Source organism: Pseudomonas sp. HY2-MNA-CIBAN-0224 (genome assembly GCF_040310285.1).
Taxonomy (GTDB): Bacteria; Pseudomonadota; Gammaproteobacteria; order Pseudomonadales; family Pseudomonadaceae; genus Aquipseudomonas; species Aquipseudomonas helleri.
In genome coordinates this window covers 1-12951 of sequence record NZ_JBEOPQ010000030.1, presented here as the reverse complement: position 1 = coordinate 12951, position 12951 = coordinate 1, and the positions used below count along the sequence as shown (strand labels likewise).

11 protein-coding genes and 1 pseudogene are annotated in these 12951 nt (G+C 58.9%); 5 read left to right on the top strand and 7 right to left on the bottom strand.

Going from position 1 to position 12951, the window contains the following annotated elements:
* Window positions 1-93: 93 nt before the first annotated feature.
* The 3 genes from mdeB to lpdA are packed head-to-tail and all read left to right on the top strand — an operon-like array spanning window position 94 to window position 5550.
* Window positions 94-2757, top strand: a complete 2664-nt coding sequence (gene mdeB, locus AAEZ03_RS14910) for an alpha-ketoglutarate dehydrogenase (RefSeq protein WP_350579603.1) — start codon at window positions 94-96, stop codon at window positions 2755-2757.
* A gap of 34 nt (window positions 2758-2791) precedes the next feature.
* Window positions 2792-4063: a dihydrolipoyllysine-residue acetyltransferase gene (gene aceF, locus AAEZ03_RS14905; protein WP_350579601.1), complete on the top strand. Its 1272-nt coding sequence runs from the start codon at window positions 2792-2794 to the stop codon at window positions 4061-4063.
* Between the two features lie 11 nt (window positions 4064-4074).
* Complete coding sequence (lpdA, locus tag AAEZ03_RS14900; protein ID WP_350579599.1) at window positions 4075-5550, top strand: dihydrolipoyl dehydrogenase; 1476 nt, start codon at window positions 4075-4077, stop codon at window positions 5548-5550.
* Window positions 5551-5608: 58 nt separating this feature from the next.
* Here lpdA and AAEZ03_RS14895 read toward each other — a convergent pair whose 3' ends face one another.
* Complete coding sequence (locus tag AAEZ03_RS14895) at window positions 5609-6349, bottom strand: SDR family oxidoreductase (RefSeq protein ID WP_350579597.1); 741 nt, start codon at window positions 6347-6349, stop codon at window positions 5609-5611.
* Window positions 6350-6841: 492 nt separating this feature from the next.
* Here AAEZ03_RS14895 and AAEZ03_RS14890 point away from each other — a divergent pair, with 492 nt between their 5' ends.
* The gene (locus AAEZ03_RS14890) at window positions 6842-7780 is read left to right on the top strand and encodes an AEC family transporter (protein WP_262124524.1); all 939 of its coding nucleotides are present in this window, start codon (window positions 6842-6844) and stop codon (window positions 7778-7780) included.
* Window positions 7781-7805: 25 nt separating this feature from the next.
* Here the strand turns inward: AAEZ03_RS14890 and lldD are convergent, their stop codons facing one another.
* On the bottom strand, window positions 7806-8948 hold the full coding sequence (gene lldD, locus AAEZ03_RS14885; RefSeq protein WP_350579594.1) for an FMN-dependent L-lactate dehydrogenase LldD: 1143 nt from the start codon (window positions 8946-8948) through the stop codon (window positions 7806-7808).
* A gap of 23 nt (window positions 8949-8971) precedes the next feature.
* Here lldD and AAEZ03_RS14880 point away from each other — a divergent pair.
* Window positions 8972-9286: pseudogene (locus AAEZ03_RS14880) on the top strand (LysR family transcriptional regulator); the annotation flags it as partial.
* An 80-nt stretch (window positions 9287-9366) separates the two neighbouring features.
* Here the strand turns inward: AAEZ03_RS14880 and AAEZ03_RS14875 are convergent.
* From AAEZ03_RS14875 to AAEZ03_RS14855, 5 genes are all read right to left on the bottom strand, one after another.
* Complete coding sequence (locus tag AAEZ03_RS14875; protein ID WP_350579592.1) at window positions 9367-10524, bottom strand: MalY/PatB family protein; 1158 nt, start codon at window positions 10522-10524, stop codon at window positions 9367-9369.
* Between the two features lie 169 nt (window positions 10525-10693).
* Window positions 10694-11686 (bottom strand): hypothetical protein, encoded by a 993-nt coding sequence (locus tag AAEZ03_RS14870; RefSeq protein WP_350579589.1) that lies wholly within the window; start codon window positions 11684-11686, stop codon window positions 10694-10696.
* 93 nt (window positions 11687-11779) lie between these two features.
* On the bottom strand, window positions 11780-11923 hold the full coding sequence (locus AAEZ03_RS14865; protein ID WP_256671063.1) for a PAAR domain-containing protein: 144 nt from the start codon (window positions 11921-11923) through the stop codon (window positions 11780-11782).
* Between the two features lie 168 nt (window positions 11924-12091).
* Window positions 12092-12499, bottom strand: a complete 408-nt coding sequence (locus AAEZ03_RS14860; RefSeq protein WP_153336132.1) for a HEAT repeat domain-containing protein — start codon at window positions 12497-12499, stop codon at window positions 12092-12094.
* Window positions 12496-12951 (bottom strand): RHS repeat-associated core domain-containing protein (locus tag AAEZ03_RS14855; protein ID WP_350579586.1); only part of this gene is annotated, 456 nt, incomplete at its 5' end. The genes AAEZ03_RS14860 and AAEZ03_RS14855, both read right to left, overlap by 4 nt.

Sequence of the window (12951 nt, the reverse complement as noted above, 5' to 3'; positions counted from 1 at the left end):
AGATGAAACGGCGGTCCTGCGGCCCGCATCGCAGCCTTCGCGCCTCGACAGCGACTACAGCTGCGCCCTCAAATAATAATCAAGGAGGCCACCATGGGTGTGCCAAACGAACGTGTGCCGGTTGACAGTGACCGCGATGAAACCCGGGAGTCGCTGGAGGCCGTGGTACGGAAGGCCGGCTGCGAACGCGGCCAGTTTTTACTCAAACAACTGGAGCAACACGCAAGAGCACTTGGCGTCACCGCGCAGGTGCATCCGTACTCGGCCTATCGAAATACCCTTTCGATTGAACGCCAGGGGCCTTACCCGGGCGACCTGGCCGTCGAGGAACGGATTACCGCAATCATTCGCTGGAATGCATTGGCCATGGTGGTGCGCGCCAATCAGGCCTACGGCGAACTGGGCGGGCATATCGCCAGTTACGCCTCTGCCGCTGAAATTTTCGAGGTGGGGTTCAACCATTTTTTCCGTGCCCGTGATGAGCAGCATGGCGGCGATCTGGTGTTTTTCCAGCCGCACTCGGCACCAGGGGTCTATGCCCGGGCGTTCCTTGAGGGGCGCTTGTCTGAAGAGCAACTGGCGAACTATCGTCAGGAAGTCGGCGGCAACGGCCTGAGTTCATATCCGCACCCTTGGTTGATGCCGGACTTCTGGCAATTCCCGACCGGCTCGATGGGCATCGGCCCGATCAGTGCGATCTATCAGGCGCGGTACATGCGTTACCTCGAACACCGCCACTTGGCCGACACCGCCGAGCGCCATGTCTGGGGCGTCTTCGGTGACGGTGAAATGGATGAGCCCGAGTCGATTGCCGGGCTCACGCTCGCGGCGCGGGAAAAGCTCGACAACCTGACCTTTATCGTCAACTGCAACTTGCAGCGTCTGGATGGCCCGGTGCGCGGTAACGGCCAGGTCATTCAAGAACTTGAAGCCCTGTTTACCGGTGCTGGCTGGAATGTGATCAAAGTGATCTGGGGCTCGGACTGGGACCCGCTGTTTGCCCGGGACACCCACAACGCCTTGTTGCAACGCTTCGCCCAGACGGTCGATGGTCTGTACCAGACGTTGGGTTCCAAGGATGGCGCCTACAATTTGCTGCACTTCTTCCAGCAGGATCCGGAGATTCAGGCGCTGGTCTCGCACATGTCGGATGCCGAGATTGATGCCCTCAAGCGTGGCGGGCATGACTTGCGCAAGCTGTATGCCGCATTCGCCGCTGCCAAGGCGCACAAAGGCCAGCCGACGGTCATCCTCGCCAAGACCAAAAAAGGCTATGGTATGGGCGGCGCGGGGGAGTCACGCATGACCTCGCACCAGGCCAAGAAGCTGGATATCGATGCGCTCAAGGCGTTTCGGGATCGCTTCGCCTTGCCGCTGTCGGATGATGATGTAGCGCAGTTGCGCTTTTATCGCCCGGCTGAAGACAGCCAGGAAATGCGCTATCTGCGCGAACGCCGCAACGCTTTGGGTGGTTACCTGCCTGCGCGTAACAAGGGCAGTGAGCACGTCGCCATACCGGCCATGGCGGACTACGCGCGTTTCGCCTTTGAAGCCGATGGCAAGGAAATGTCCACCACCATGGCCGTGGTCCGCATGCTGGGCGGTTTGCTCAAGGACAAAGAACTGGGGCCGCGAATCGTGCCGATTGTGGCGGATGAAGCGCGCACCTTTGGCATGGCCAATCTGTTTCGCCAGATCGGCATTTACTCGCCGCTGGGCCAGTTGTACGAGCCTGAAGACGCGGGTTCCATGCTCTATTACCGCGAAGCCCGCGATGGTCAGTTGCTGGAGGAGGGCATCACCGAAGCCGGGGCGATTTCTTCGTGGGTGGCGGCTGCGACCTCGTACAGTGCCCATGGCAAGCCGATGCTGGCGTTCTACATCTATTACTCCATGTTTGGTTTTCAGCGGGTTGCGGACTTGATTTGGGCTGCGGCGGACCAACGTGCACGGGGCTTTTTACTCGGCGCAACCGCCGGGCGAACCACCTTGGGCGGCGAAGGGCTGCAGCATCAGGACGGCAGTAGCCACGTGGTGGCGGCCACCGTACCCAACTGCCGCGCCTATGACCCGGCGTTCGCAGGTGAACTGGCGGTGATTGTCGACCATGGCATGCGCCAGATGATGGAGCGCGATGTCGATGAGTTCTATTACATCACCGTGATGAACGAAAACTACGCTCAGCCGTCACTGCCGAGTGGCGTCGAAGCCCAGGTTATTCGCGGCATGTACCGCTATGCACAGACAGAGGCTGATGCGCCCCGTGGTTCGGTCCGGCTGCTGGGCAGCGGGACTATTTTGCGCGAAGTGATCGCTGCGTCTGAAATGCTCGCAACCGACTGGCAGGTCGCGAGTGAGGTGTGGAGTGTCACCAGTTTCAGCGAGCTGGCGCGCGAAGCCCGTGAGGTCGAGCGGCACAACCGGCTCAACCCGGCCGAGCCTGAGCAGGTCAGCCATCTGTGTGCGTCGCTGGCTGGCGATGCGCCGGTGATTGCCGCCTCTGACTATGTTCGCGCCTGGCCGCAACTGATCGCCAGTTATGTCGATGCGCGCTTTATTGCGCTGGGCACCGATGGCTTTGGCCGCAGTGATACCCGCGCCGCCTTGCGTGACTTCTTTGAAGTGGACCGCCAGCAGATTGTTTTGGCGGCTTTGGACGGCCTGGTGCGTGACGGCCGTTTACCGCGACAGGTGTTGGCTGAGGCTGTTGAGCGTTATGGGCTGGGCGGTGATCGTCCCGCGCCCTGGACGCGCTAACGGTTGTCTTCCCTTTTTTATGCGGCGGTAAGTCATGAGTGAAATCAGAGAGATTCATGTCCCGGACATTGGGGACTTCAAAGACCTCCCGGTGATTGAAGTGTTGGTCAAACCGGGCGACACAGTGGCAATCGATGAGCCCTTGCTGACCCTGGAGTCGGACAAGGCCTCGATGGATGTACCCAGCCCCGAGGCCGGGGTTGTGGTGGCGGTGACCGTTAAAGAGTGTGATCGGGTGTCCAGGGGCAGCCCCATGTTGACGTTAAAGGTGGCGGTGAGTGCCGAGCCTGCGCCTCAACCGGCAGTCAGCAGCCCTGCGCAAATCAGTGTTGCGCCTGTGGCTGTCACTGCGCCATCGGCCCCGGCGGCAGTCCCGGCGGTCAACCCATCGGCGGCCAAGCCGCACGCCAGCCCCTCCGTGCGCAGTTATGCGCGCAAATTGGGGGTGGATGTGTCGCGCGTGGTGCCCACCGGCAAGGGCGGGCGCATGCTGCGCGAGGATGTCGAACGCTTCGTCAAGGACGCCATGGTGCGTCTGGATAGCCCTGGGCAAAGCGTCGGGCTCAATCTGCTGCCGTGGCCGGAGGTGGATTTTGCCCGGTTCGGTCCGGTTGAAAAAGTGGCGCTGTCACGCATCAAGAAAATCTCGGGGGCCAACCTGTCGCGCAACTGGGTGATGATTCCCCATGTCACCAATAACGAGGAGGTAGACATCACCGACCTGGAGGCATTCAGGGTTCAACTCAATCAGGAGGGCAGCAAGGAAGTGATCAAGTACACCTTGCTGGCATTTCTGATCAAGGCGGCGGCCGCGACGCTGAAGGCTTTCCCGGCGTTCAACAGTTCACTGGGCCATGAAGACGGTGAGCCGGTCCTGATTGTGAAGCAGTACTGCCACATCGGTTTTGCTGCGGACACGCCCAATGGGCTGGTGGTGCCGGTGATTCGCGATGTCGAGCACAAAGGTATCGGCCAGATCGCCACAGAGTGCGCAGAACTGGCAAAAAAGGCCCGGGACGGCAAGTTGGGGCCTGCCGACATGAGCGGAGGGACCTTCACCGTTTCCAGCCTGGGCGGGATTGGCGGCACCGGCTTTAACCCGATTATCAACGCCCCGGAAGTAGCCATCCTGGGGGTAACCCGGGCACAGATGAGGCCCTTGTGGGATGGCCAGACGTTTGCCCCGCGCCTGGTCCTGCCGCTGGCGCTTTCGTGGGATCACCGCGTGGTCGATGGCGCGGCTGCGGCGCGCTTCCTTCAGCATCTGGCAGCGCTGTTGGCTGACTTTCGTCGAATTATCCTGTGAGGAGGGCGCACATGAGTCAGGTGAACGATGTGAGTGTTGAGTGCGATGTGCTGGTGCTGGGTGGCGGCCCCGGCGGCTATTCGGCGGCCTTTCGCTCGGCCGATCTGGGCCAGAAAACCCTGTTGGTTGAGCGCTATGCCACCTTGGGCGGCGTGTGCCTGAATGTTGGCTGCATCCCCTCCAAAGCGTTGCTGCATATCGCTGCGGTGATGGAGGAAGTGCCGCACTTGGCCGCCATGGGCATTGAGTTTGGTGTTGGTCAAGTTGATCTGGGTACGTTGCGTCGTCACAAAGAGGCGGTGGTCAACACACTGACCAGCGGGCTGGCGGGGATGGCCAAGGGGCGAAAGGTTGAGGTTGTGCGCGGGGTCGGGCGTTTTCTGGACCCGCATCACCTTGAGGTCTCGCTGTGCTCGGGCACAGGTCTTGAGCTGACGGGTGAAAAGCAGGTGATCCGGTTCAAGCAGTGCGTGATTGCTGCCGGTAGCCAACCGGTGACGTTGCCGTTCATGCCGGATGATCCACGCATCGTGGACTCCACCGGCGCCCTTGAACTCAAGACGGTGCCCAAACGCATGCTGGTGGTGGGTGGCGGGATTATCGGCCTGGAAATGGCTACCGTCTATTCGGCCCTTGGTGCACGCATCGACGTGGTCGAAAGGCTGGATGGCCTGATGCAGGGGCCTGATCGCGACTTGGTCAAGGTCTGGGAGCAGTACAACCACCCGCGTTTTGATCGGGTGATGGTCAATACCCGCACGGTGAGCGCCGAGGCCAGCGAGCAGGGCATCTGGGTGACCTTTGACGGTGAGCAAGCGCCTGCCGAACCGCAGTGTTATGACTTGGTGCTGGTCGCGGTCGGGCGCAAACCCAATGGCGACCGGATCGGCGCTGACAAGGCCGGTGTCCATGTGGATGAGCGCGGGTTTATCCGCGTCGACAAGCAGATGCGCAGCACTGTGCCGCACATCTTCGCGATCGGTGACATTGTTGGTCAGCCCATGCTGGCGCACAAAGCCGTGCACGAAGGCCATGTCGCCGCCGAAGTGGCGGCGGGTGAGGCCCTGAATAACCCTGAGCTGGCGTGCAGCCATTTTGATGCGTTGCAGATCCCCGGGGTTGCCTACACCAATCCGGAGGTGGCGTGGGCCGGGCTGACTCAGCAAGAAGCCAAAGCCCAAGGCATCAAGGTAGAGGTGGCGGTGTTCCCGTGGGCTGCATCAGGCCGCGCGATTGCCAACGGCCGCGATGAAGGTCTGACCAAACTGGTGTTCGATGCCGGCACGCGGCGTGTGATCGGCGGCGGCATTGTCGGCACCGGGGCGGGTGATTTGATCAGTGAAGTGTGCCTGGCCATCGAAATGGGGGCCGACGCCCTGGACATCGGCAAGACCCTTCACCCGCACCCCACCTTGGGTGAGACGGTCGGCATGGCTGCCGAGGTTGCCCTCGGCAGTTGCACCGACTTGCCTGCGCGCAGGCGTTAGAACGCTGTTTTGGGCCTGTTTGCTGCCAACCGTGCGGTAGGCAGCAAACAGGCCCTTATCAAATAATCCCGCCGTTGGCGCGCAGGGTCTGGCCGTTGATCCAGGCACCGTCCGGACCCGAGAGGAACGACACAACTGCTGCGATATCTGCAGGTTCGCCCAAGCGCTCCAGCGGCGCCAGTTTGGCCAGGCGATCGATCACCTCCTGAGGTTTGCCGTTAAGAAACAGGTCGGTTGCCGTCGGGCCGGGGGCCACGGCGTTGATTGTGATGTTGCGGCCGCGCAGTTCCTTGGCCAGAGCGCTGGTCATGGCTTCTACTGCGGCTTTGGTGGCGGCATAGATCGAATAGGTCGGTTGCAGCAGGGCGGTCACGCTGGACGAAAAGTTGACGATCCGCCCGCCATCACGCAGGTGTTTGGTCGCTTCGCGCAGGGTATTGAAGGTGCCCTTGAAGTTGATCGCCAGCAGTCGGTCGAAGGTCGCGTCGTCGGTATCGCCCAAGGGGGATAGCGCCATGATCCCGGCATTGTTGACCAGCACATCGACACCGCCAAAGGTTGTGATGGTGGTTTCGAACAGTCGCTTGACCGCCGCACTGTCGCTGACATCGGCCTGAACCGCGAGCGCGCTGCCACCCTGCTGAGTGATCTTATCGACCAGAGCGTGGGCTGGCGCCGCATTGCCCGAATAGTTGACCACCACTGCGAAACCATCGTGGGCAAGGCGTTCGGCAATGGCTGCGCCAATGCCCCGTGAGGATCCGGTAACGATGGCGACTTTTTTGCTGGACGTGTTCATGAGTTAAAACCCTTAAGAAAATAACTTGGCTCCCGGAACGCCTGCGTAGTCGTGCGGGTGAGCTGAAGTGTGCTCTGTCTAAAGGTTTGCATGTTCGTTGGGCTGAATAAATAGGGCTTGGCTGCAATCTCTATTCGGAAAATCACAATAATGTTGCGCGCCGCTCAGATCGAAAATGAAGAATAAGTCATGTTTTTTAATTTGCTGAACAACGGTAGCTCAATTACTTTCCGCTGACTTTGAAACCGACAGCGCGTTAGCGCGTGACCGGCTCAAACGGCGCAACACCCCAGCACAACTGCTGCTCGACACGGTTGATAAACCGCCTGTGTATGGGCGCCCAGGCCTAGGCCATCTGATCCGCTGTATTGACCCCGAATTCATCGCCCGCGTGTGCAACGTTCGGTAGCCGCAGTTACCGGGTGTGATGTCGCGTGCCGAACGTGTCGGGATCACACTCCAGAGATAAAAATAAAGTCGAGGATTCAAGAAGTGTTAGACAGGATAGTAGGGCCTCTTTTGCCTGTTGCATGCGTCATCCTCCTCGGCTTCATCGCCGGTAAGCGCGGGAAGTTAACCCACTCGGACAGCTTGTTGATCAGCCGCCTAGTGCTCGGCTGGATCATGCCGGCTCTGCTTTTCGTTGGCATGGCGAACACGCCGCGGGCGCAGCTTTTGGACTTCAAGTACATTTTCGCGACGGTGATTGGCATCATTGGCATGTTCCTGCTGGCGCTGGGCATTGGCTGGCTGCGCCTTCGCGACCTCAAGGCGGCGACCCTCAAAGGGCTGGTCAACGGTTTTCCGGATGCTGCATTCATGGGGATCCCCATCCTGGGTGCCATGTACGGGCCGCAGAGCATCTATTCGGTGCTGGTCTTAAACCTTGTCGCAACCTTGATCATGATCCCCCTGACCATCACGTTGCTGACTATCGCTGATGGTAAAGACAGCGGTGTTCAGGCGTTTGTGTCGAGCCTGTCAACGGCAGTGCGCCGACCGCTGGTATGGGCGCCTGCGCTGGGCATTCTGTTGTCTATGCTGGAGTTTAAATTGCCCGCCGTGGCCGCCGAGTCGTTCAACCTTCTGGGCAAGGCGACGCCAGGGGTTTCGCTGTTCTGTCTGGGTTTGATCATGTCTACCGACACGCTGAAGATGTCGGGTGAGGTATGGACCAATCTGGGGCTCAAGCTGTTTGTTCAGCCGGCCTTGATGTTTGGGGCGATGGTGGTACTGGGCAGGCACGGTTTGTTTGCCCAGCAAATGATCCTGTTGAGTGCGCTGCCCTCGGCGACGATACCGGCCATGTTCGCCAACCAGGCCGGTGTGTATCAGAGCGAGGCCGCGACTTCCATCTTGATCAGTACCGTGTTGTCGATCGTCACGTTTTCTGCCGCCATCTACCTCATAGACGGCGGGCTGGCTGCCTGATCAATACGTCAGGCCGGGGCGATAATCAATAATCGCCCTGGGTCAGGGTAGAGCGGTCGATCTGGTCGATCGAGGTAACACCTGTGAGCGTCATGGCGACGCGCATTTCCTTGCTGAAGATATCCAGCAGGTTTTCAACCCCGTGTTGCCCGTCAGCCGCCAGTGCATAAGCGCTGGAGCGCCCCAGCAAGCATCCTTTTGCGCCCAGTGCCAGCATGCGCACTACGTCCAGCCCGGAACGAATGCCGGAGTCGACGAGGACGGTCAGGTCGTCGCCTACGCTGTCGGCAATCGCGGGCAAGGCTTTGGCGGTAGACAGCACGCCATCGAGTTGGCGGCCGCCATGGTTGGAGACAACGATGCCGTCGGCGCCGAAACTCACCGCATCCTTGGCGTCCTGCGGGTCCAGGATGCCCTTGATGATCATCGGGCCTTTCCAGAACTCACGGATCCATTCCAAGTCTTTCCAACTGATGGAAGCGTCGAAGTTGTTGGCCAGCCAGCCAATGTAGTCCTCCAGCGTGGTTGGTTTGCCGCGGTATTGAGTGATATTGCCCAAGTCGTGGGGGCGACCCAACAGACCCACATCTAGCGCCCAGCTTGGCTTGGTCATGGCTTGCAGGATGCGCCGCGAGGAGGCGTACGGCCCTGACATCCCGGAGTGGGCATCGCGGTAGCGCGCCCCTGGGGTGGGCATGTCAACGGTAAACACCAGGGTGGTGACACCTGCTGCCTGGGCACGCTCCAGCGCGTTGCGCATAAAGCCGCGGTCTTTGAGCACGTACAACTGAAACCAGATCGCCTGCGGGCTCTGCGACGCCACCTCTTCAATGGAGCACACCGACACCGTCGACAGGCAATAAGGGATGCCCTTGTTGGCGGCAGCCTTGGCCACCTGCACTTCACCGCGACGGGCGAACATGCCGGTCAGGCCGACCGGGCTGAGGATGACCGGCATTGCGTGTTCCTGGCCAAACAGCATGGTCTTGAGGCTCAGGCTCTCGACATTTCGCAGGATGCGTTGGCGCAAGCTGATGGACGAGAGATCGGCGCTGTTGGCGCGCAGGGTGTGCTCGGCGTAGGCGCCGCCGTCGATGTAGTCGAACAGAAAGCGCGGTAACTTGCGTTTAGCGGCTTCGCGATAATCGGAAGCGGATGAAATAATCATGTCAATCATTCCTCAAAAACCAGATGAGCTCAGTGACCGCGCCGTGTCGCCGAGGTGGGTTCAAGATAGGCAAAAACCAATTCTGCGTCAGCAAGGCGTTCAAGTCCCTTGAAGACGAGTTGGGCATGCCCTTGTTTAACCGCGCCGGTCACAAAGTTTAGCTGACGGCTGCCGGTGATATCGCCTGCCGGCGTGCACTTGTTTTGCTCTCTGAGCGTAGTGACATGCTCGCTGAAATCAACGAACTGCTCGACCTCAAGCGTGGCAGGTTGCGTATCGGCCTGCCACCGGTGGGTTGTAGGGTGTTGTTTGCGGCCATGTTTGGCACCTACCGTAAAGCGCTACGCAACTGTAGTCGCTGTCGAGGTACGAAGGCTGCGATCCTTTAACATCAAAAGATCGCGAGGCAAGCTCGCTCCTACGGTTTTGTGGTGCCCCTCAAGCTGCGTTCCATTCGGGCCAGACCTTCTTCCAGGGTCGAACGCGGGCAACCGAAATTGAGCCGTACAAATTGCTGATAGGCCGCGCCGAACTCAGTCCCGGCGCTCAGGGCAACCTTGGCTTCTTCGAGGAAAAAGCGCTGCGGGTCGTCCAGGCCCAGGGCCGAGCAGTCCAGCCAGGCCAGATAAGTGCTTTGCGGCGCGTGCAGGGTAATACCCGGCAGCCGCGTGCGCACGGCGTCGAGCAGATAGTCACGGTTGCCCTGCAGGTAAGCCAGCAACTCGGTCAACCACGGTTTTGCATCGGCGTAGGCGGCGCGAGTGGCTTCCAGGCCCAAGGCATTCACACTGTCGACCATGCCGGCGCGGGCGTTATCAAACCGTTCACGTAGCTGCGGGTTCTGGATCACCGCAAACGCGGTCTTCAGACCGGCGATGTTATAAGCCTTGCTGGCTGACATCAGAGTCACCGTGCGGTGCGCGAACTGCGGATCAAGTGACGCAATAGGCACATGGCGCAGACCATCGAATTGCAGATCGGCGTGAATTTCGTCGCTGATGATCAGCGCGTTGTGCTCGACACAGGCATGACCAATATCTGTCAGTTCGCTGGCAGAAAAGCTTTTGCCCAACGGATTGTGCGGGTTGCTCAACAGCAGTGCACCGGCGTTGGTCAACGCCTCGTGCAGTGCAGGGATATCGGTATAGCAGTTGCCTTGGACATCGGCCTGGAAGGGCAACTCAATGCTTGGCAACCGCCAATGGCTGGCGGCATTACGCAGCGGCGAATAGTTTGGGGTCTGCACAACCACCCCCGCACCCGGTTCGATCAATGAGCGCAGCGCCATACTGACGCCGGGTTCTATACCTGGCAGAAACACCAGGTCCTGAGGTTCGATCCGCCAGGTATAGGCATGCCAAAGGTAATCAACCAGCGTGTTACGCAACGCGTCGGTCGCCAGACAATAACCGAAAGCAGGGTGTGCAATGCGCTGTTGCAAGGCCTGCTGAATGACCGGCGCGACGGCAAAATCCATGTCCGCGACCCACATCGGCAGAACCTCATCCGGATAGCGGCCCCATTTTTTACTGCCGCTGCCGGCACGATCCAGCAGCGTATCGAAGTCAAAAGTCATGCTGTTCTCAAAGAAGTCAAAAGGTGTCAGCGCAAGGCATACACCGCCGTATGGGGCGCTTGGATCGCGTTATTGAAACGGGCGTCATAGTACGCACCGTTGGCACCAAACGGCCACCGTCTGGTGTTAAAAGGCGATGGGTTATGCGGGGTGGGAGTGTTGATCGGTTTTAGGTTTGGAGGGAGGCGTTGCGCCGTATTGATCGGCGGGTTTCAGGGGGGCGAGATGCGTAAGCCAGAGTGTCGCCGTCCCAGCCGTAGATGTTTCGGCCGCAGTCGTATTGGGCGTTGAGCGTGCGCTGCTGTTGCTCGATCCACGCCGGGCCGGCGCCGGGGCTGGGCGGGCAGTGGGCTTTGGAGTATTTGGCTACCCTTCGCCCCAGTGCGTCGTAGGCGAAGTCGGCGGTGAGGCGGTCGTCTTCGTAGCGGGTCAGGCGGTCGTAGAGGTCCCAGGTGAAGCGGGCTTTTTTGCCGTTGTCGAGGCGTTCAAGCAGGTTGCCGCGGGCGTCGTAGGTGTAGTGCTGGCCGACGTAGTCGCGCAGCAGGTTGTCGAGAAGCTTGGGCGGCGGGTGGTGGATGGGCCGGCGCGGGGCCTTGGGGTCGAGCAGGTTGCTGGCCGGGTCGAAGGCGAAGGTTTCTTCTTTGTACTGGCTGCTGGCTCCGAGCAGGCGGCCGAGCGGGTCGTAACGGTAGTTGATGTCGCCACGGCGGTTGTCGTGCAGGTCGGTCAACTGCCCGGCGTCGTCATAGCGGTAGTTGCGCACTAGCAGGCGCGTGCTTGAGCCGCTAAGGGCTACGGTTTGTTCCTGTAACTGGCCGTTGGGCGTCCAGCTCTGGCGTTGTTGTAGGCCGTTGCCTTGGTGGCGGGCGATTTCTCGATGCAGGTCGTCGCGCTGGTAGCTGAGCAGTTCGATGTCGTCGACTTTCATCGCCAACAAATGGCCGCTGCCGTAGGTCAACCAACTGACCCGGTGGCCGTCGGGGCGGGTGGTGGCGATGCGTTGGTTGAGGGCGTCGTACGCGTGCTGCCAGATGGCAACGTGGCAGGGTTTGTAGAGGTGCAGGTGCTGGTGTTCGCGGGTGTTATTGCCCGCCGCATCGTAAAACCACTGCAGTTTGCAGGTCGGGAGCGTCGGTGTGGCTGAGCAGACGGCTTTTAGCATCGCGGATTTTGATGGAGATCGCAGGCGTTGGCGTTGGCGTTGTTGAGCCAATGGTGGTGATACTGAACTGTTAAAGAACGCTCGCTGACATGTTCAGCGGTGAATTGATGCCCACGAGCCGCTGGCGATCAGCTTGGCACTGTAGGTAGTCTTCATGCCGTTCAATACCACCGGAACGCCGTTGACGGAATAGCTGTTGCTGTCTTCGACAATCGACCCCATGCACAGGGGCGGCACATCACTAGTTAGCCTTTGGCTACCATTAGTTTGCCGTTGAGACACAGGGTGGGGCATGGTTTTGTTGAAGAGTCCTCCGTGGTTTGTAAAGTCACTTAGGCGAGCAATACATTTCATAAAGAAGAGATCCTTGGAGTGATAGGGCACGATTTTTTAGTTGATTGGAATTCACTGCTGAGGTCGAAGTCTGATGTTGTAGTTGGCAACGCGACTAACTCTGTCATCGGTATCCGAACACAGACGTTTAAGTATTGCATGAGGTGTTTTTTGGTTTGACGCAATCGCCTGTCTAACTATGGGGTTCTCGTCATTTGATAGGAGGGCTAATATCTTAGTATCAGATCTTCTTTTTTTTGCAATGCCATGCCTTGTCTTCCAGTTTTCACTTTTTGACAAAAGATTTATTGTGTTGGGCTGGATAGTTTCGTTTTGCAGTATAAAAAATTCATAGTCTGGATATTTTGCGATTACATTCTCCCAGACGCTCTCATCTGCCTCTTCGGTAATGGCTCTTTTATTGTCAGCTTCAATGTTGCTGTTGATAAGATTGATAAATTCCTCGGCTGAAATGATCATTTTTTGTCCTGGCATTTTAATTTCTTTAGGTCGACGGAGCGGCCTGTCGAGCCTTTATGCTTTCCTTTCATGATGTCTCCATACTCATTGAGGTCTGCTGTCCACTCTAGGGTTCCGGCGCTTCTCGATTCTGTGAACAATTTCCACGCGCTTCCTCCGTGTTCGGTTTTATCGGCTGAGTACCAATAGCCGTCTTTCGGATCTCGAAATAGAGTTACGTTTCCTACTCCAGGAATATGCCCGTTACACTTTCTGTCATATCGTTCGACGCTCCATTTGTGTGCGCAACATTGTCGGTTGGCAATGTTTGATTTTGCTGATGGAGTTGGTTTTCTCCCTGATTTTGAGAGCCCAAACGGATCAACCCACCCCACTGGATTCGGCGCATACGCATAGACATTCAGCCCACCCGCAAACCCGATCGGATCCTTGCTGATAAACCGTCCGACTTG